Here is a 19,718-nt window from a genome sequence, read left to right on the forward strand (position 1 = left end):
TCATAAATGTTACGTTGGCTTCATTTCGAAAGAAATGAATGTTTTATTGTTGACGTTTTTGTTTGTTTAGTTTTCAAAGAACTATCTTGCGTTGCCGCTCAAAAGCGACTTTCTTAATATATCACAGGGTGTTCATTAATGTCAACACCTTTTTTCAAACCGTCGACTGCAGAAAGCTTTTTAAAGATGTTTCGCAGCGACGGTTATTAATATACCAAGTATCCGAGAAAAGGTCAATAGCTTTTTTTGTTTTTTTACGATAGTTTTTCACTAACGCGATAGCAGCGATGAAAAACCCCTTGCCCTTTGGTTTCGAGATTAACAATTTCTAATAAGTGTTTTTCGATTAGATATTCAAGAAGTACAGCCATATCCACTGAATAAGGTCGCAATTCATCCTCACTCATGATTTCACTGAACATCCAATATTTCTTTGTACTCAATACTTCTAATAAATGCGCTGAACCGATCTTAGTCCTAGAATAGATTAAAAATTCGCTGGCAAGGAATAAGAGTTCAAGCCGTTGTTCAAGCGTTTCCTCACTATTAACCAGTTCCACATATAATTTATAAATTTCCGGTTCGATTTGTTTTACTTGCTGCCAAACAGTCAGTTCCGGATGCAGGCCATTTTCGATGATCGCCAGCCGTGCCAAGTGATGAAGTGAATGTACCACATGATTGTAGGCATCAAGATACTGTTTATGCTCAAAAAGTGCCTTCCCGTCAACATAACGGCGAATTAGTTTGGCGAATTCCAAGCCCATCTTTATTTTTCGTCCATTAAACGGGAATTCTTGTAACTCTGTTTTCAAGTTGGCAATATATTCATTGCGGTCAAATAGAATCTTCGAATCATGCAACCATTCAAAAATTTTGCGATTCGTCCCTAATAATAACCATTGTTGCAGTTGTTCGATTGTTATAACATGCATCGCTGCTTTTTTTTCATCGTAGGAGTAAAGTTTGGTGTATACCGGCTGCTCCGCTTCCTTGACAATCACCAATAAAATCACGTCAAATGAATCGGTTGTTTGACTTGTTCTTTGCTTTTTTTCTACCAATAATATCCCTAAGGTATTTAACTGGCTTGCCCTTTCTTGATAGATGGGCCGAAGAATGTCTTCCATTCCATTTACCTCCAATATCCTCGTTAGCAATATATGTTCGACAGCAATAGGAAATATCCTGCTAAAATTTAAGACAAAATTCGACATTCTTCATTAGTTTCCTTTTTTCTCTTCTCGCTAAATTATGTTATAGTTGGTCTAGGAGGGAGACTCATGGCGAAATATTCAAGTAAAATAAATAAAATAAGGTCCTTTGCACTAGGTTTAATTTTTGCCGGCTTTATTGTTATGTACGCGGGTATTTATTTTCGTACATCACCAATTATTATGACCATTTTCATGATTCTTGGTCTACTATTTATAATTGCAAGTACAGTGGTTTATTTTTGGATTGGCATGCTGTCAACTAGAACGATACAGGTTAAATGTCCAAATTGCGGAAAACATACTAAAATGCTCGGCAGAGTCGATATGTGCATGTATTGCAACGAGCCGTTAACCCTTGATCCTACCCTCGAGGGGAAAGAATTTAACGAAGACTACAATACATCTAAAAGTAAAAAAGGATGACCTAAGCTCGAAAGCTTTGGTCACCCTTTTTATTAATACCAAAAAGGCCGATTCTGTTCAATCAGCCTTTACATAATTTAATGAACTTCTTTACTGGAACACTCCGGACAAGTACCGTAGATTTCCATACGGTGATTTGCCACCTTAAATCCAGTCACATGTGTTGCCAAGTGCTCGACCTCATCTAGTCCTGGATAATGAAAATCAACAATTTTCCCGCATTCCTCACAAATGACATGATAATGATGTGAGGTGACAAAATCAAAGCGGCTTGAGGAATCACCATAGGTTAATTCTTTTACAAGACCTACTTCACGAAATACCCGTAAATTATTGTAAACTGTTGCCACACTCATATTTGGAAATTTGCCTTCAAGAGCTTTATAAATCTCATCCGCAGTAGGATGTGACATCGAGTTTATTAAATATTCAAGTATCGCATGACGTTGTGGAGTAATACGAACTCCGGTATCCTTCAAGGTATCCAACGCTTCTTTTAATTGGTTCATCGCCATGCACCTTCCTTCTAAAAAAGATTCTTATTTTATAATTGTTATAATTAGTTTACTAGGTATTTTGTACTTTTGTCAACATTGTAATACCACTAACATAATGTTTTTAACTATTTCTATACATTTTTAGTGCCAATTTACAAACAGTTCATGACTTCTATATTAACTATGCAAGGTTTGTTCGTTCGCACCTAGTTTATGGTTCACATACCGCGCCGTTACAAACAATAAATCGGAAAGCCGGTTTAAATAAGCCAATACAAGCGGGTTCGCCTCTTCCCCCAAGCCGACTGCACATCTTTCCGCGCGTCTTGCAATGGTACGGGCTACATGAAACGCTGCCCCTGCTGGATGTCCACCAGGCAAAATAAAGTTTGTTAACGCTGGTAGCGTTCCATCCCATTCATCTATCATTTTTTCCATTTCTTCAATATCCGCCGCGGACAGCGACCACTTAACCTCTTTCCCCTTTGGTGTCGCTAGTTCTGCGCCAACATGGAATAGGTTCGTTTGTATTTTATGATAAACTTTTTCAATTATTTCTTTTCCTTGAAAATTTTCCTTACTTAAATGGCTAAGGGCAAGTCCGATCATTGAATTTGTTTCATCGCAGGTGCCATACGCTTCCACCCGCAGGTCGTTTTTTGCCACCCTTTGCCCGTAAATGAGCGAAGTCGTTCCCTTATCGCCCGTTTTCGTATAGATTTTCATCACCGCTCCCCCTTTAATCATCACAATTTTTTAACTTTATCATATCACCTATATTGTTTTTAAGAAAATGCAAACACTGTCGCCATTAAAAAAAGGGCCGCTCGCGACCCTAAAAAAATTATCTGAGGAGGTATGCCCTAATAAAATGATATTCAAAACCGGTATTCTTGCATTGGACAAATGCCTTTTTCGACGAAAATAGGCGTTAAAAAGACTTAAAGATTTTCCCTGATAAATGCCAACGCTTCCTCCACATGGCCTTTCACTTGGACCTTGCGCCATTCCTTGGCTACTCTTCCTTCTTTATCCACCACAAAGGTGGATCGTTCAATGCCCATGTACTCTTTACCAAAGTTTTTCTTTAGTTTCCAAACGCCATAAGCTTCTGCCACCTGGTGATCCGTATCCGCCAGCAACAGGAACGGCAAACTGTATTTCTCGACAAACTTTTGGTGCCGCGCGATCGGATCGGGGCTGATTCCCAATATGACCGCATTCAAATCGGCAAACTCCTGGTACTTGTCCCTGAAATCGCAGGCTTCTGTGGTACACCCTGGTGTCATATCTTTCGGATAAAAGTAGATGACAACATTTTTTCCGTGCAGGTCAGATAACGTTAATGTTTCTCCCGTTTGGGCTTCCAATGTAAAATCCGGCGCTTTGGTTCCGATTTCAACTGTCATGCCATTCACTCCTTTTGAAAAATATTCCTATTTATAGGCTACCGATTGTTTTATGATATTGCAACTTTCTTGTCCTATTTTTCGCGTTCAAACATTACTCTCGCAACAAACGCTGCCGGCAGCGTGTACCCAATCAGCGCCTCAATCGCTGCAATGAACCGGCCGATTCCATGCGGGATAACATCCCCGTTGCCAACCGAAAACAGCATCATCGAACTAAAATAAAAGCTCGTTTCAAAAATGCTATAATGCTTTTCATTATTTGCTTCCCTTAATACCGACATTCCCATTAACTCAAAAATTAAATAAATAAGACCAAACCCGATGATTAACGTCAGATAAACGGTCGCCAAATAGAAAAAGTTATCTAATGAAACTATTTTTCCTTTAATTGTATTTGGAATAAACAGCGTGCGAATACTCATAAAAATGCAAAATATTACGATTGGCAGCAGGAAAAAAACCACGGAGCGACCACCTCAAAAATAGAATAACAGCTACTCTATTCCTATGCGGGCTCGGCCGATAAAATATCAAAAACCGGACAAGTTGCCCGGTTTTTGATGTGGCGCTAATTCCCTGCACCGCGGTATTTTTTGACGCCCTGATTCCAAAGCAGGACGGAAAGCACAAAAAAGATGATCCCAATCAGCGGTGTTAAAAACGAATACCAATACCATTCTTTTTTTTCAAGAAAAAAAGCAGCAGGATAGACACCGGCAAAAGCAAACGGCAGGATCCAGGTGAGCACGAACCGAATCAGTTTGTTGTAAATGTTGACGGGGTAGCGCCCGTAGTTGCTGATGTTGTACATCATTGGCATCAGCGACGTTCTTGCATCCGCCCAAAAGCTGATGCAGGCCAGCATAATGAAAATGCCGCCGTAAACGAGCGCCCCGCCAATTACGAACACGATAAATAGGATTGGTTCATACCATTCAATGGTGAGCCCGAGCCTGCTGCCGGCATAAAGCATAACTGCTATGCCGGTAATTCCTCCTAAAAGTGATTCCAGTTCCAGCCGCTCCAGGATAATCTGAAACAGGCTGTGAATCGGCCTGGTCAGGATGCGGTCAAATTCCCCTTTGACAATGTAACGTTCATTAAAATCCCAGATGTTAAAAAACGCCGAGAACACCGCGAACGGTACGAGGAAAAACCCGTAAATAAAAATGATTTCATCCCTGCTCCAGCCACTCAACAAGTCCGTGTGTCCAAACACCACTAATATAAAAATAAGGTTGATGGCCTGCGACAGCAAATCCGAAAAAAATTCAACAAACAAATCGGTCCGATATTGTAGTCTTGTTTTGATATATTGTGACATGTATTGAAAAAACATTGATACGTAGAACACAGCTTACCCCCCTTGAATCACAAGCTGCTTTTTCGCGATGACCCATAACCACTGAATCGGGACATATAGAATAAGTACCCAAAGGAATTGCTGGCCAAGTGCTGCGATCGCTTGCTGATGTGTAAAGCCTTCAGTGTAAATCATGCTCGGGATATAGCTAATGCCCTGAAATGGCAGGTATTTCATGATTTCCTGGGCCCAGCCTGGGAAAAAGCTCATCGGCAAAATCAGCCCGGAGAACAGGTCAATCACCACGCGTTTGGCGCGAATCAGGCCTGTATTATTATATAAGAAGAAAGTCGTTATTCCTGTTAACAAGTTCAGTTCGGTATTGATGAAAAAGCTCAATAGAATCGAGATGGCAAACAACCCCCAGACACCGAGATCCCAGGTAAATTGTATCGGGAAAACGAAATAAACGATGATGAGTCCGGGCAGAGAGAAGAAGAACAACCGAAAAATCCCTTCCCCGAGCGCTTGCATTGTTTTCATCCCCATGTAGTTGTAGGGCCTGATTAACTCAACCGCCACTTTTCCCTCTTTGATTTCCATCGCCATTTCCCGATCGAGGTTGTTGAAATAAAACGCGCGCGCCATCCAGGAAATGGCCACGTAGGTTGTCATTTGGGCAATAGACAGCCCTTGAATATCCGCTTTTGCCCCATATATCGCCTTCCATAAAAAGTAATAAGCCCCAATGTTGATGCTGTAAATAAGGATTCCGGTATAATAATTCGTCCGGTACGCAAGCATCATTAAGAAACGGATGCGAATCATTTCCAAGTATTTATCCAACTTCTACTGCACCCTTTTCATAAATATTGCGGATAATTTCTTCCGTCGAGGTTTCGTTGATTTTGATGTCCTTGATTTTGTAATTTGCCACGATTTTGGCTATCAGCATCGAGACGAGTTCATCGTGATCTTCTACGTTAGCCGTAAAAATATGCTCTTTTTCATCAAGAGCCCATTTAACCGGAAGCCCGGTGGTGAGAGTTTTGACTGCTTGCAGGTCTACATTTTCAAGAAATTGAAATTGTAGCTCTTTGCCGTCTCCCAAATTTTCCTTGAGATGTTTTAGTGCCCCGTCGTAGATAATCTTTCCCTCATCGAGCATGATGACGCGGTCGCACAACGCCTCGATATCGGAAAGGTCATGCGTGGTTAATAGAATCGTTGTGTTATATTTCTCGTTGATTTCCTTTAAAAATTCACGGATTTTTAATTTTACGAGCACATCAAGGCCAATCGTCGGCTCGTCTAGGAATAAGAGCGGCGGGTTGTGAATTAGTGCGGCCGCGAGTTCACAGCGCATCCGCTGACCGAGCGATAATTTTCTGACCGGCTTGTCGAGTAGCGGTTCGATATCGAGCGTTTTGATGACATGGTTCATATGGTCGTCGTAATGCTCGTCGGTAACCTTATATACCTTTTTGAGCAGGCGGAACGATTCCTGGACTGCAATATCCCACCAGAGCTGCGAGCGCTGCCCAAAGACGACACCGATGGTTTGCACGAATTGTTCTCGCTGCTTGTGCGGGTTCATGCCGTTCACGATGATTTTGCCCGATGTTGGCGTTAAGATTCCCGTTAGCATTTTGATGGTCGTTGATTTACCTGCGCCGTTTTCGCCGATGTAACCGACCATTTCTCCTTGGTTAACAGTGAAGCTGATGTCGTTCACCGCTGGAACGACTTTATAATTTCTTGTGAAAAGGTCACGGAACGCCCCTGCCAAGCCGGAACGGCTGGAATAGGACTTGAATTCTTTTCGTAAGGTAGATACTTCAATTGCACGTTGTGTCATTTTTGAAACCTCCAGTTGCGGCTTGCTTACCCTAATGTTTTAGTTTAGCCAAATTGAGGTGGGAACACAACTTTGGAGCATTGGAGTGTTGGGGTGTGGCCAGGATAAGGATGATGGTATATTAGACAAATTGCGTTTGAATTTTGAGAAAGTGTCTTTTAGAAGTGGGCTATTAGACAGGTTGTGGTTGATTCTATCGCAAAGTGTCTTTTTAGAGGGCTTCTAATAGACAGGTTTGAGGCATAGTTCTGGAAAAGTGTCTTTTAGAGGGCTCCTATTAGACTGGTTGAGGCATGTTTCAGGCAAAGTGTCTTTTAGAGGGCTCCTATTAGACAGGTTGTGATTGATTTCATGGCAAAGTATCTATTAGAAGGCTTGTAAAAGACATTATTACCCCTTCTTCATGTTAAAGTGTCTTTCATCCAAATCATTGGCGACATTTCTGATGATTTTCCAAACGAAACTGTCGGCTATAAGCCTCATTGACGACAGTTTTTTAAATTTCTTATGCAAAAGTGTCGGCTATAGCACCTATTGACGACACTTTTCCAAATTTATCAAGCAATACTGTCAGCAAAAGCCCTATTGACAACACTTTTTCATATTTCTTAAGCAAACCTGTCGGCTATAGCACCTATTGACGACACTTTTTTAAATTTCTGAAGCAAAACTGTCGCCTATAGCCCTCATTGGCGACAGTTTTTTAAAACTCCCAAGCGGAACTGTCGTCAACAGAGGATCTTGAAGACAAAAATGGTAATTTTGCAGTTAAAATTGTTTTCAACAAAGTTGATGAAAGACATTTCTATCATAACCTCAGAGTGAAACGACCTTCATAAAGCCTATGAAAGACATTTCAACCTGTCCCCCGGACAAAACGTCCTTCATCAAGCCGATGAAAGACATTACCCACCCAGTCACCCCCCGAACTGTCCCTCATCACTCCTATGAAAGACATTACCTCCCAGCCAATAAAAAAATGTCCTTCGTCCTTGTCTCACCCAAATAGTCGAAACATTAATACAACAAAATCGTGATAGAATATGTAAGGAAACGAAAAAAGGAGGTAATTATTGTGCATTTTACCAATTCTGAACGATTACATAACGAAGCGCTCCAGCATATTGTCGGCGGTGTCAACAGCCCGTCACGTTCATATAAAGCTGTAGGTGGCGGTGCTCCGGTTGTGATGGAGCGGGCCCAGGGCGCTTATTTCTGGGATGTCGACGGCAACCAGTATATCGACTACCTGGCGGCATATGGCCCGATCATCACTGGCCATGCGCACCCGCATATTACCGAGGCCATTAAGCGTGCAGCGGAAACGGGGGTCCTATACGGCACGCCGACTCCGCATGAAGTGAAATTTGCCAAAATGCTGAAGGAAGCGATACCCTCATTAGACAAGGTTCGCTTCGTCAACTCCGGGACGGAGGCGGTCATGACAACCATCCGCGTGGCCCGTGCTTACACCGGCCGAGACAAAATCATCAAATTTGCCGGCTGTTATCACGGTCACTCTGACTTGGTCCTTGTTGCAGCAGGGTCCGGCCCTTCTACGCTTGGAACACCGGATTCCGCCGGGGTGCCGAAATCCATCGCCCAAGAAGTGATTACTGTCCCATTTAACGACATCGAACCATTCAAGCAAGCTCTAGAAAAATGGGGCGACCAAATCGCCGCTGTTCTCGTCGAGCCAATTGTCGGCAACTTCGGGATTGTCGAGCCAAACCCTGGTTTCCTTGAGCAAGTTAACAAGCTTACCCACGAAGCAGGTGCACTTGTCATTTACGACGAGGTCATCACCGCGTTCCGTTTCATGTACGGCGGTGCCCAGGACCTTCTCGGCATCAAGCCGGACTTAACCGCACTTGGAAAAATCATTGGCGGCGGACTCCCAATCGGCGCATACGGTGGCCGCAAAGAAATAATGGAAAAAGTGGCCCCGCTCGGCCCGGCTTACCAAGCCGGCACGATGGCCGGAAACCCTGCTTCCATGCTTGCTGGAATAGCCTGCCTTGAAGTGTTGAAACAGCCAGGAGTGTATGACTACGTGGACCGCCTTGGCGCGATGCTTGAAGAAGGAATCTTGGCGGCGGCAAAAGAATTCGATATCGAGATTACCATCAACCGCTTAAAAGGTGCGTTCACCGTTTATTTTACAAATGAAAAAATCGAGAACTATGAGCAAGCCGAAAACACCGATGGAGAAATGTTCGGTAAATTTTTCAAATTGATGCTTCACCAAGGAATTAACCTTGCGCCATCCAAATATGAAGCATGGTTCCTAACCATCGCCCATACAGAAGAAGACGTGGAAGCGACTCTCCATGCAGTCAGAAATGCATTTTCATCACTAAAACAGTAATAAATATACAAATTTTATGCAAAAAAGGAGAGCTGCCCAGGCTCTCTTTTTATTTCACGTAAATTTGAAAACGTTTACAATAACAGCTTTTCATCTGTTTTTTCGATTAAACTAATGCTAAATCTATATCCAAAATACTGAATATTTATTTGATGTCTGAAAATTCTTATGATAATATTAGACTATTATTTTTGCTTTTTTATCCATTTACAATTTTACCTCACTAAAGCACCAAATTATTTCTCAAATTTATCGTTTCATAGGAGGTGAAGCGGCTTCCTTTAGTACCACTAAAGAAGCCCGAATAAATGATACAAAGATGGACCCCTTCCCTATTTAAAGATTTCCACAAGCAGGAACACGATGCATGCGGAATCGTCGCCAGCCTTGAAAAAAGCAAAATTCCGACCAGGAAAAATATCTTCAACTGCATTAACGCGCTTGTGACCATGAATCACCGTGCTGGTTTTATCAACGATGAAGGGGACGGCGTGGGGATTCATGTCGATATCCCAACCGAGCTCTGGAAGGAAAAACTGCGCCAGGCCGACCTTGATCCATCACTTGTGGAAAAAGAAGAATTCTCAGTCGGACATGTGTTTATTAGCAAAAATGTAAACTGGGAATCTACGAGACAAGAATTAATCAACAAACTAACAAAACACCAGCTACAACTAGTTTTTGAAACCAACAAAGTGACCGACTCCACTAAATTAGGGCCAATTGCAATCCAAGAAAATCCTGTATTTTGGCAGTTTGCCTGCCTATCCGATAAAACCGGCGATGAATTAAACAAGGTTTTGTTTGAAGCTCTGGTAGATTTTGAGACAAACGAGAATGTTCACGTAGCCTCATTAAGTCAAAATCATGCCGTATACAAAGTTATGGGAGCCGGTGATATTCTGCCACGTTACTATCATGACCTTGCCAGCCCGCTTGTCGCTTCAACAATGACGCTCGGCCATAACCGCTACTCCACCAATACACTATCAAGCTTTTTCCGGGTCCAGCCGTTCAGCGTCCTTGGACATAACGGTGAAATCAATACGATTGCCAAGCTGCGCGACGAGGCCAAAATGATTGGCGTGCAGCTCGTGAAGGACGGCAGTGACTCGCAGGATTTAAGCCGGACAATGGAAACTTTAATCTGCCGTGAGGGCTATTCATTGTTTGAAGCGATGGACCTGCTGTTTCCGCCAATTAATAATGAAATCAAGGCATATCCAGAACATTTGCAAGATTTATATACTTATTTGCGCGAGGCATGGGGCCACTTCGCTCAGGGCCCTGCGGGGATCATCTCCCGCTATGGCGATGAAGCCGTGTTTAGTGTCGACGCTTTGGGCCTACGCCCGCTTTGGATGCTGGAAACCGATACATCCTACCTGTTCTCCTCTGAACCAGGAATTATTCCATCCAGTGAGTATGTGAGCGAGCCAAAGCCGCTCTCCCCTGGCGAGAAGGTAGGTTTTAAATGGATCGGTTCAGAGTTAGCACTTTATGACCATAGTGACTATCAAAATGAAGTTTATAACCGCTTTTCAAAACGGCTCCTGCTTAACGAAGCACGATTCCGGCTGCAGCCACCGTTGTTAAGCAAAACCGTTACGATGAGTTATCCGGACAAAATCCATAACGGCCAATATAAAGCGTTCGGCTGGGAACGGGACCATATCCAGTTGATTGAACAAATGGCGGAAAAAGGTGTCGAGCCGATTCGCTCGCTTGGTCATGATGCCCCTCTGGCGGCGCTTAATCCTGAACGCGTCAACATTGCGGATTATATCAAGGAAAGCGTAGCAGTCGTGACCAATCCAGCGATTGACCGGGACCGGGAAACCGAGCATTTTTCCACACGCGTCATCATTGGGAAACGTCCGGTTTTAAACGCTGCCCAAGAAACTGGGACTGTGATTGAACTGACAACTCCGATTCTGTTGGAAGGCAAAGCCGGCTTTAGTTGTTCAGAAACGATGGGACAGCCAAGCTTTGACCAAGTGGTTCAGTATTTCCAAGAACAAAAATTGGCTGCTTATATTTCGACCACTTTTTCAAAAAATGAAACAATCGGTGATGCACTTGATAGACTCGCCACTGAAGCTGTTCATGCTGTCAAGCAGGGAAAAACCTTGCTTATTCTCGATGATGCGAAAGCCCATCAGGACGATTCCTATTGGCTCGACCCTCATCTGGTCACATCAGCGATCGACCAGGCATTGGTCAAGGAGGACCTTCGCCGCGATTGCTCGCTGTTGCTGCGTTCGGCCGCGATTCGCTCCTTGCACGATTGTGTAACCGTGTTTGGCTTAGGTGCGGATTTAATCAGCCCATATTATATGTTCCTGACGGTTCTCGGCGAAACGACCGCACCGCTTGTTAACCTGTACATCGCTTTGAGCAAGGGTCTTGAAAAAGTGATTTCAACCATCGGCATTCATGAACTGCGTGGCTATGGACGCCTGTTCTCGAGCATCGGCCTGAACCAAGAAGTTGCTGAGGTATTAAATGTCGTGAACTTCTTTGGCTCCTCCGAGCTTGAGAGCAATTTTGAAGCGATGAAGCAGGATGCCTTTAAACGGGCTGAGGATTACCAAAACGAGAAAGAACGTGTCGGAAAAACATTCCACCTGTTCCCGCGGATTTGGAAGGCAATTGGGGAAGTGGCGGCAACCGGCGATTACAGTGTGTACCGTGAAAAAATTTACGAGCAAGAAACTGAAAATCCAACGACCATTCGCCATTTGGTCGGTTTAAAGAATAGCGAAAATCCTGTGTCACCTAGCGAAGTCAATATTACTGTCGGCGATCATGATCTGCCGTTTTTGATTTCTTCCATGTCCTTTGGCTCTCAAAACGAGATTGCCTTTAGGGCTTATGCAGAGGGGGCAGACCGCTTAAACATGGTCAGCTTGAACGGGGAAGGCGGCGAAATCAAGGATATGCTAGGGAAATATCCGAGAACCCGTGGGCAGCAAATTGCCTCGGGTCGATTTGGTGTCAACGCCGAACTGTTAAACTCTTCGAATTTATTGGAAATAAAAATTGGCCAGGGTGCGAAGCCTGGTGAAGGCGGCCATTTGCCTGGATCGAAGGTTACCGCCAAGGTCGCGGCGGCCCGTAATGCGACACTTGGTTCAGACCTGATTTCACCATCAAACAACCATGATATTTATTCAATTGAAGATTTGGCGCAAATGATTCAAGAATTAAAAACAGCCAATGACAAGGCAAAGATTGCCGTTAAAGTGCCGGTTGTTCCAAACATTGGCACCATTGCTGTCGGGATTGCCAAAGCGGGCGCTGATATCATTACCCTAAGCGGTTTTGACGGCGGGACCGGTGCCGCAAGAATCCATGCGCTGCAACATGTCGGCCTTCCGGTTGAAATCGGGGTTAAGGCGGCCCATAACGCCCTGCTAGAAAGCGGATTGCGCCATAAGGTGGAGCTTTGGGCAGACGGCGGGATGAAGAGTGCGATGGATGTTGTTAAAATCATGCTGCTTGGTGCGAACCGGGTTGGTTTTGGAACACTGGCGATGCTGTCAATCGGCTGTACCACCTGTCGCGGCTGTCATTTGGATACCTGTCATGTCGGGATTGCCACGCAAATTGAGTCGGAAGCACAGGCGAAAGAGCATGGACTGCGCCGCTTCGTCCCACGTCAGTTTGACTTGGCGGTTCAGGGCATCATGAATCTGTTTACCGCATTCGGCAACGAGGTAAAAGCACTTGCTGCTTCCCTAGGAATTCGCAACCTACAAGAGGCTGTCGGCCATTCCGAGTTTTTGGAACAGGTAAAGGGCCAGAATCAGCTTAATCTATCCTACTTGCTGAAACCGCTGGAAATTAGCCAGTTCACCAGAATCGAAGCTTCCAAGACAGCAGCCGAAACCCAAATGCAGGTCGCAGCCGGTGCAGAGTATCACGATGCAAGTGTCGAACAGCTTCATGCTTCAAGAGAGTTTGTCAGTGTCACTTCCGAACAGCGGGTATTGGGTAGCAGGGTGTCTTGCCACCGCGTACGCGGCAGACTCGATGGATCCTACAAGCAGTTGCCAAGTGTGCAGCTTAAGTATAAGGATGGCTCTATTCCAGGCAACGGCCTCGGGGCCTACAACAGCGAAGGCATTGACATTACTGTCAATGGCGGCGGCCAGGACGGTGTTGGGAAAACTTCCTTCGGCGGCAGCATTTATATATTGAAGTCAAAAGGGAAAAATGGCGAATATCTAAATGGCTCTGTCGGAAAAGGTTTTGGCTATGGGGCCCAAAAAGGCCTACTAGTTGCTCAAGGCAATGCCGATGCCCGTGCCGGAATCAGGCTTTCAGGGGCAGATTTGATCATCGCCGGAAAGCTGAAAAAGCCGCTTCCGGAAAAAGAGGCAGGCAATATCGGCGCCAATGCCAATATCAAGGGCTTTGCCTTTGAATATATGACCAACGGCCGCGGCCTTGTGCTTGGCGATCCAGGTCCATGGATTTGTGCAGGGATGACAGGCGGTGTCGTCTATATCCGCCATCAGCCGGAAATGGGACTGACCAAGGATGCGATTAAACGCCGAATTGCAAAAGGCGCGAAGGTCTCCGTTCTCGATCTATCCGAAAAAGGAATGCAGGATATCGAAGAACTGTTAACCAAATATCGTGATTTACTCGAGCAGAATGGACAGTCACATGAAGCAGACCAGCTTCGTCCATTGTTAGCCGCTCCGGAACAGCATTTCGTTCAGATCAGCCCGGTAAAAGAACAGGCCGACCCAGCTGTTTCAACCGAGTAAAATTCAAAAAAGCATCCGCACGTTTGTTGCTGCGGATGCTTTTTTTGGGATTCGCGGATATATTCGGATTTTCGCGGATAAAATGATTTTTTCGCGGATATATCGAAATTATCGCGGATATATTCATATAATCGCGGATATCCTCCATTTTTTCGCAGATATATTTCCATCCATGCCCCATTTGCATAAATATGTCATATAATATCCCTTGCCAATGCAAATAAATCCATGTATGATACAATATTGTTTAACATTGAACTAAGATTATTTTTTGGAAAGGAAATATTTTAATAATGAAGTTAGGTGCCCGCATTTTTAAAACGGGAATTGCTATTGTTTTATCGCTTTACTTAGCGCAATTGCTGCACTCACCCTCTCCGGTATTTGCAGCCATAGCCGCGATCTTTGCCATACAGCCAACGATTTATCGTTCCTTTTTGACGATTATCGAACAAATCCAGGGGAATTTGATTGGCGCGATCATGGCCGTTGTTTTTGTATTATTGCTCGGAAATCATTTTATAGTGATTGGTCTCGCTGCCATTATTGTGATTACTGTTAATCTTAAACTGAAACTTGGAAACACGATCGGATTGGCGCTCGTGACGCTCATTTCGATAATGGAATCGCCTGGCGGCAACTTTTTGACATTTGCCGGCATCCGCTTTTCCACGATCATGATTGGGGTATTTTCGGCGTTTATCGTAAATCTCGTGTTCATGCCGCCAAAATATGAAAATAAGCTTTATCATAAAATCGTCGATACCACCGGGGAAATCATCAAGTGGATTCGCCTAAGTACCCGTCAGGATTTTGATCATCAGCTTCTGAAAACCGATATTGGCAAATTAAAAAACGATATTAAAGAGATGGAACAGTTTTATTCTCTGTATAAGGAAGAAAGAGACTATTTTAAAAAACATCACTTAGACAAGTCCCGTAAGCTGGTGGTTTTCCGGCAAATGACGGTCACCGCCAAAAGAGCCCTAGATACGTTAAAAAGATTGCATCGCTTTGAAAATGAAATGCTAATGCTGTCGGAGGAGTTTCGGTCTGTGCTGCAGGAGCAAGTGGATAACCTTATATATTTTCACGAACAGCTGATGCTGCGCTTCATCGGAAAGGTGCCAACTCCGCCCTCAAACCAGGAGGAGAAGGTAACAATCAATAAAGAAGAGCTGTTTCACTTCTTTTTGCAGCATCAAAAGGAAATCGACGAGGAGAACAATCCGCAACTATACCATACAATGCAAATTGTCGCATCGATTATTGACTACAGCGAGCAGGTAGAACATTTGGATGTGTTAATCACTAGTTTTCATTACTACCATAACAACGAGATTTCCATTGAAGAACAAGATGATTAAAAAACCCGAAGCAGTTCCGACACTGCTTCGGGTTTTTGGGCGACGCTAAACGGTCGCTTCCTCATTTTTCTTTTCGATTTGCTGCACCTGAAATAATTTATAATAATTGCCTTGCTTCGCCATCAACTCATCATGCGTCCCGATTTCAACGATTTGGCCGTGTTCAATTAACACAATCCGGTCGGCATGGGTAATCGTTGAAAGACGGTGCGCGACAATAAAGGTCGTCCTGTCCTTCGCCAATTCATCGAGTGCTTCTTGAATGTAATGCTCGCTCTCCAAGTCGAGTGCCGAAGTTGCCTCATCGAGAATCAAGATTGGCGGATTTTTCAAAAATACACGGGCAATCGCGACTCGTTGCTTTTGGCCGCCAGATAGCTTAACTCCCCGCTCACCAACCTTTGTACCATATCCTTCGGGAAGATGCAGAATAAACTCGTCAGCATTCGCTGCCTTAGCAGCCCGAAATACCTCTTCATCGGATGCCCCCGGTTTCCCCAACAAAATATTCTCTTTAACTGACTCGCTGAATAGAATATTGTCCTGAAAAACAACGCCGATTTTATCCCGTAATGACTGCACCTTGAACTCACGAATATCACGGCCATCAAGCAGAATCCTTCCTTGGGTGACATCGTAAAACCTCGGTATCAGACTGACCAGCGTCGATTTTCCGCCGCCGCTCATGCCTACGAGGGCGATCGTTTCGCCTTTTTTTACCTCTAAGGAAATATTTTTCAGCACCAGTTCTTGGCCTTCGTCATAGGCAAACGAAACATCTTCAAAGGTGATATTCCCTTTAACATTGCTGCATTCGACCGCATCAGGAGCATCGACAACATCATATTTTTCATCGAGAAATTCAAACACCCGGTCCATCGAAGCAAACGATTGGGTGATCGTTGTCGAGGAGTTGACCAACCGGCGCAGCGGGCTATATAGCTTATCGATATAGGCGAAAAACGCCACCATCGTTCCTAACGAAAGCTGACCATGAATAACAAGATAGGCAGAGTAGCCAATCACAAGTAACGGAGCAATGTCTGTAATCGTATTGACAACCGCAAATGACTTGGCATTCCAGCTTGTGTGCTGAAGCGCCTTCTCAAGGAAGTTTTTATTCTGTTTATCAAACTGAGTCTGCTCATAGCCCTCAATCGCAAAGCTCTTGATCACCGGCATTCCCTGGACCCGTTCATGAAGATAGCTTTGCACCTCGGCTAGCGCTTGGGAGCGGACCCTTGTCAATCGGCGCAAGTTCCCAAAAAAGTATCTAATCGAAAAAGCATACAGCGGGAACAGCAAAATCGAAACGATTGTCAATTTTACATTCATCGAAAACATCAGAATAATGGCAATGACAATTGTGGCGATATCAAGCCAAAGGTTCATTAACCCGGTCACGACGAAGGTCTTTGTCTGCTCGACGTCATTGATCACACGTGAAATGATTTCCCCTGCCCGTGTATTGGCATAATATTTAAAGCTTAATTTTTGAATATGCTTATACATCTTATTACGGATGTCATATAAGATTTTGTTCGATGTCCACTGGGCAAAATACTGGCGGTAATACTCAATTGGCGGCCTGAGAATGACAAATATGATAATCATAATTCCCATAAGCAGGAGCAGTTTGTGAATTTTATCACCAGTGGCCAGTTTTGTATTCCCTACGATATCATCGACCACGTATTTTATTAAAATTGGAATAATGAGCGGGATAGAAAATTTTACAATACCAATAACGATGGTGGCAATGATTTGCCATTTATATGGTTTTACAAATTGAAGATAACGCCTGATGCTATCCAAACCTTTCCCCCCTTTCCTTTTTCAGCAAAAACACCTGTTGACCTTCATCAACAGGCGTTTGAACCAATACACGAATTACCGTCTGTATGTTAAATACCGTTCATACCAGATATCGATAAAATCCGGTGCAAATGGGCCGCTGCGCTGGCGAATCCACTGAATCAGTTTATCGACATTCCGCTTTAGAATTTGGTCAATCACATCTGGATAATTCATTTCGCGGCGATGACGTTCATACTCATCCTCGTCCAGTAAATTAAAGGTCATATCAGGAAACACTTTAATATCAAGATCATAGTCAATATACTTCAGTGCCTCACCATCAAAAATAAACGGCGAACTGATGTTGCAATAGTAATAAATCCCGTCTTCACGAATCATGCCAATAACATTAAACCAATATTGCGAATGGAAGTAACAAATAGCCGGTTCCCTTGTAATCCACGTTCTTCCATCTGATTCGGTAACAAGCGTTCGATCATTAGCGGCAATTACTAAATTTTGCGACCCTTTTAAAACAGTTGTTTCTTCCCAGACGCGATGGATGTGCCCATTGTGTTTATAGCTATGTATTTGTATTGGTTCACCTTCGATGGGTACGCCCATTTTCTCCCCCTACCTTCATCTTGACCTTTGCCACCTAATCCGAACATATAATAAACGACAAAAGGCAACAAAGAAAATTCCTATTTTCTATTATTATAACGGTTGAAGTCTAAATTTAAAACAAAAGAGCCATAATTCAATAGGCTCTTTGTAAAAATTTGCTCTTTTTTTTGATTATACAGTGGCCGGGAAATTCATTTCCCGGTAAGAATTGATGACCTCTTCCGTTTGTTTTTCAAAAATTAACTGGATTTCTTTCAATTCTTTCTTCATCATTTGTATATCTGCTTGGATGGTTTCAAGATCGGTTTCATTTTGTAATGCTTGCAGTTCGGCCTCGATTTCCTGGCAGCGCTCAAGCTCAGCTTGCAAAAACAACAGTTTTTCCATCGTGACCATCTGTTCGGAAACTAATCGGTTAAATTGATTCATGTTCCTCACCGCCTTCTTTTGTGTACCTAATATGTATTCTCGAAAAAATAATCATTTTCCTTTGACAACTTCTGTTGAAAAAAAAGAAGTTTTGTCGAGTGGTGAGTGCGACACACAAAAAAGAAGGCACTCAATATCGAGTATGAGCGCCTCCTAACGTAAGTATTCTTTTATTAGCTTTGGCCGAATTGACCATTTCCAGCGTTGCCGCCTTGTTGTGCAGAGCGAGCATTTCGTTGTCTAACTTCTTGTGCATTTGTTTCACTTGCAAACTCAGTGCCAAATTGGCCAGATGCACCAGCACCAGCAGCACCAGCACCAGCACCAGCATTTCCGCCTCTTTGAGCAGAAGCTTGGTTTTGTTGTCTAACTTCTTGTGCATTTGTTTCACTTGCAAACTCAGTGCCGAATTGACCTGCACCGCCTGCACCTTGAGACTGGGCATTTTGTTGTCTCACTTGCTGAATGTTAGTTCCAGCAGAAGTTTTGTTAGGCTGTTGATTGAAATTTGCCATTGTTATCACCTCCACGAATTTAATTTGCCCGTCTTCGTGGAGATTATCCGAAGATTTTTATTGAATAATTTTAGACAAGTAAGGATATTCCGCCATCCACAATAATCGTCTGACCACGAATCATACTTGACTCATCAGATAGCAGGAACATCACGCTATTTACAATATCATCTATTTCCACCATGCGTCCTGCCGGTGTTTTTTCCGCCGCATCACGGAGCATTTCCTCACGGTTTGGAAAATGCTTTAAGGCTTCTGTATCGACTGCACCACCTGAAACCGCATTGACGACGATATTTTTTGAAGCCAATTCAACGGCCAGATATCTAGTAAGGGCTTCAAGTGCCGCTTTTGACACACCAACGGCCGTATAGTTTTCCAAGTAGCGGATGGAACCGAGAGAGCTGATGCTGACAATTTTCCCGCCGCCGTTTTTCTCCATTAGCTTGGCCGCTTCCTGGGCGCAAAACAGGAGTGCCTTGCTGTTAATATTTAAGGTCCAGTCCCAGTGTGATTCTTCGAGTTCCATCGCCGGGCGCTGAACTCCTGATGCGGCATTGTTGACAAATATATCTAGCCGACCAAATTCCTGGTCGATTTGTGCAAACATATCTTTAATTTTGGAAACATCGCCAACATTGGCTTTTACCACTAGTACTTTTCTACCCAACGCTTTTATTTGCTCAGCTGTTTCTAGTGCTCCTGATTTGCTTCGCGCATAATTAATTACAATATCGTATCCGGCCTCGGCCAGGCGAAGTGCGGTTGCTTTGCCGATTCCTCTGCTGCTGCCGGTGATTAGTGCTACTTTTTGTGTCATTTTTTTCCCTTCCAATCTTTTTTATGTATCGCTACCATTTTAGCCTTTCCGTGAATAGATGACAATTTTTATATAAAAACTAAGTGGTGATTACGTTTGAAAGGAAGTTTTTGAATGTACGAAGGCAGGGATATGACCGAATTGTCGATGATGGCAAAATCAGATTGGAACGATTCAGAGCTTTTCTTTTTTCATCACGCCCTACAGCAAATGACCCCATATTTAAACAGTGAAGGGCAATCGATTCACAGGCAGATTGTCGAAGAAATTCAAAATCGGGGCGGGTTGAATAACTAAAAAAAATGAA

General features: G+C 43.7%; 18 protein-coding genes. 5 read left to right on the plus strand and 13 right to left on the minus strand.

Going from position 1 to position 19,718, the window contains the following annotated elements; all coding sequences use genetic code 11:
* Nucleotides 1-254: 254 nt before the first annotated feature.
* On the minus strand, nt 255-1,130 hold the full coding sequence (locus AR334_RS03920) for a nucleotidyltransferase-like protein (protein ID WP_066305265.1): 876 nt from the start codon (nt 1,128-1,130) through the stop codon (nt 255-257).
* A gap of 153 nt (nt 1,131-1,283) precedes the next feature.
* Between AR334_RS03920 and AR334_RS03925 the strand changes: the two genes are divergently transcribed.
* On the plus strand, nt 1,284-1,640 hold the full coding sequence (locus AR334_RS03925; RefSeq protein ID WP_066305266.1) for a YgzB family protein: 357 nt from the start codon (nt 1,284-1,286) through the stop codon (nt 1,638-1,640).
* A gap of 77 nt (nt 1,641-1,717) precedes the next feature.
* Here the strand turns inward: AR334_RS03925 and perR are convergent, their stop codons facing one another.
* The 7 genes from perR to AR334_RS03960 form a co-directional block, all read right to left on the minus strand.
* A complete protein-coding gene (gene perR / locus AR334_RS03930; protein ID WP_066305267.1) occupies nt 1,718-2,155 on the minus strand; it encodes a peroxide-responsive transcriptional repressor PerR in 438 nt (145 codons plus the stop codon).
* Nucleotides 2,156-2,314: 159 nt separating this feature from the next.
* Nucleotides 2,315-2,863, minus strand: a complete 549-nt coding sequence (locus AR334_RS03935; protein WP_066305269.1) for a cob(I)yrinic acid a,c-diamide adenosyltransferase — start codon at nt 2,861-2,863, stop codon at nt 2,315-2,317.
* A gap of 215 nt (nt 2,864-3,078) precedes the next feature.
* A complete protein-coding gene (bcp, locus tag AR334_RS03940; protein ID WP_066305272.1) occupies nt 3,079-3,546 on the minus strand; it encodes a thioredoxin-dependent thiol peroxidase in 468 nt (155 codons plus the stop codon).
* 74 nt (nt 3,547-3,620) lie between these two features.
* Nucleotides 3,621-4,013, minus strand: a complete 393-nt coding sequence (locus tag AR334_RS03945) for an ion channel (RefSeq protein ID WP_066305275.1) — start codon at nt 4,011-4,013, stop codon at nt 3,621-3,623.
* A gap of 104 nt (nt 4,014-4,117) precedes the next feature.
* Complete coding sequence (locus tag AR334_RS03950) at nt 4,118-4,903, minus strand: ABC transporter permease (protein ID WP_066305277.1); 786 nt, start codon at nt 4,901-4,903, stop codon at nt 4,118-4,120.
* 3 nt (nt 4,904-4,906) lie between these two features.
* On the minus strand, nt 4,907-5,698 hold the full coding sequence (locus tag AR334_RS03955; protein WP_066305279.1) for an ABC-2 family transporter protein: 792 nt from the start codon (nt 5,696-5,698) through the stop codon (nt 4,907-4,909).
* Nucleotides 5,691-6,710: an ATP-binding cassette domain-containing protein gene (locus AR334_RS03960; RefSeq protein WP_066305282.1), complete on the minus strand. Its 1,020-nt coding sequence runs from the start codon at nt 6,708-6,710 to the stop codon at nt 5,691-5,693. Before AR334_RS03960 ends, AR334_RS03955 begins: the two co-directional genes overlap by 8 nt.
* 1,075 nt (nt 6,711-7,785) lie before the next feature.
* Between AR334_RS03960 and AR334_RS03965 the strand changes: the two genes are divergently transcribed.
* From AR334_RS03965 to AR334_RS03975, 3 genes are all read left to right on the plus strand, one after another.
* Nucleotides 7,786-9,078: a glutamate-1-semialdehyde 2,1-aminomutase gene (locus AR334_RS03965; protein WP_066305284.1), complete on the plus strand. Its 1,293-nt coding sequence runs from the start codon at nt 7,786-7,788 to the stop codon at nt 9,076-9,078.
* Nucleotides 9,079-9,386: 308 nt separating this feature from the next.
* Complete coding sequence (locus AR334_RS03970; protein ID WP_066305287.1) at nt 9,387-13,856, plus strand: glutamate synthase-related protein; 4,470 nt, start codon at nt 9,387-9,389, stop codon at nt 13,854-13,856.
* A 293-nt stretch (nt 13,857-14,149) separates the two neighbouring features.
* Nucleotides 14,150-15,223 (plus strand): aromatic acid exporter family protein, encoded by a 1,074-nt coding sequence (locus AR334_RS03975; RefSeq protein WP_066305290.1) that lies wholly within the window; start codon nt 14,150-14,152, stop codon nt 15,221-15,223.
* Nucleotides 15,224-15,268: 45 nt separating this feature from the next.
* Here AR334_RS03975 and AR334_RS03980 read toward each other — a convergent pair whose 3' ends face one another.
* The 5 genes from AR334_RS03980 to fabL form a co-directional block, all read right to left on the minus strand.
* A complete protein-coding gene (locus AR334_RS03980) occupies nt 15,269-17,038 on the minus strand; it encodes an ABC transporter ATP-binding protein (RefSeq protein WP_066305295.1) in 1,770 nt (589 codons plus the stop codon).
* A gap of 75 nt (nt 17,039-17,113) precedes the next feature.
* Nucleotides 17,114-17,644 (minus strand): DUF402 domain-containing protein, encoded by a 531-nt coding sequence (locus tag AR334_RS03985; RefSeq protein WP_066305298.1) that lies wholly within the window; start codon nt 17,642-17,644, stop codon nt 17,114-17,116.
* A 174-nt stretch (nt 17,645-17,818) separates the two neighbouring features.
* Nucleotides 17,819-18,076, minus strand: a complete 258-nt coding sequence (locus AR334_RS03990) for a YgaB family protein (RefSeq protein WP_066305301.1) — start codon at nt 18,074-18,076, stop codon at nt 17,819-17,821.
* Between the two features lie 173 nt (nt 18,077-18,249).
* Complete coding sequence (locus AR334_RS03995; protein WP_066305307.1) at nt 18,250-18,591, minus strand: gamma-type small acid-soluble spore protein; 342 nt, start codon at nt 18,589-18,591, stop codon at nt 18,250-18,252.
* A gap of 70 nt (nt 18,592-18,661) precedes the next feature.
* Nucleotides 18,662-19,411: an enoyl-[acyl-carrier-protein] reductase FabL gene (gene fabL / locus AR334_RS04000; protein ID WP_066305314.1), complete on the minus strand. Its 750-nt coding sequence runs from the start codon at nt 19,409-19,411 to the stop codon at nt 18,662-18,664.
* A 114-nt stretch (nt 19,412-19,525) separates the two neighbouring features.
* Between fabL and AR334_RS04005 the strand changes: the two genes are divergently transcribed.
* Complete coding sequence (locus AR334_RS04005; RefSeq protein ID WP_066305317.1) at nt 19,526-19,708, plus strand: hypothetical protein; 183 nt, start codon at nt 19,526-19,528, stop codon at nt 19,706-19,708.
* Nucleotides 19,709-19,718: the final 10 nt, after the last annotated feature.

The organism is Bacillus sp. FJAT-29814, assembly GCF_001510715.1.
Lineage (GTDB): Bacteria > Bacillota > Bacilli > Bacillales > Cytobacillaceae > Neobacillus.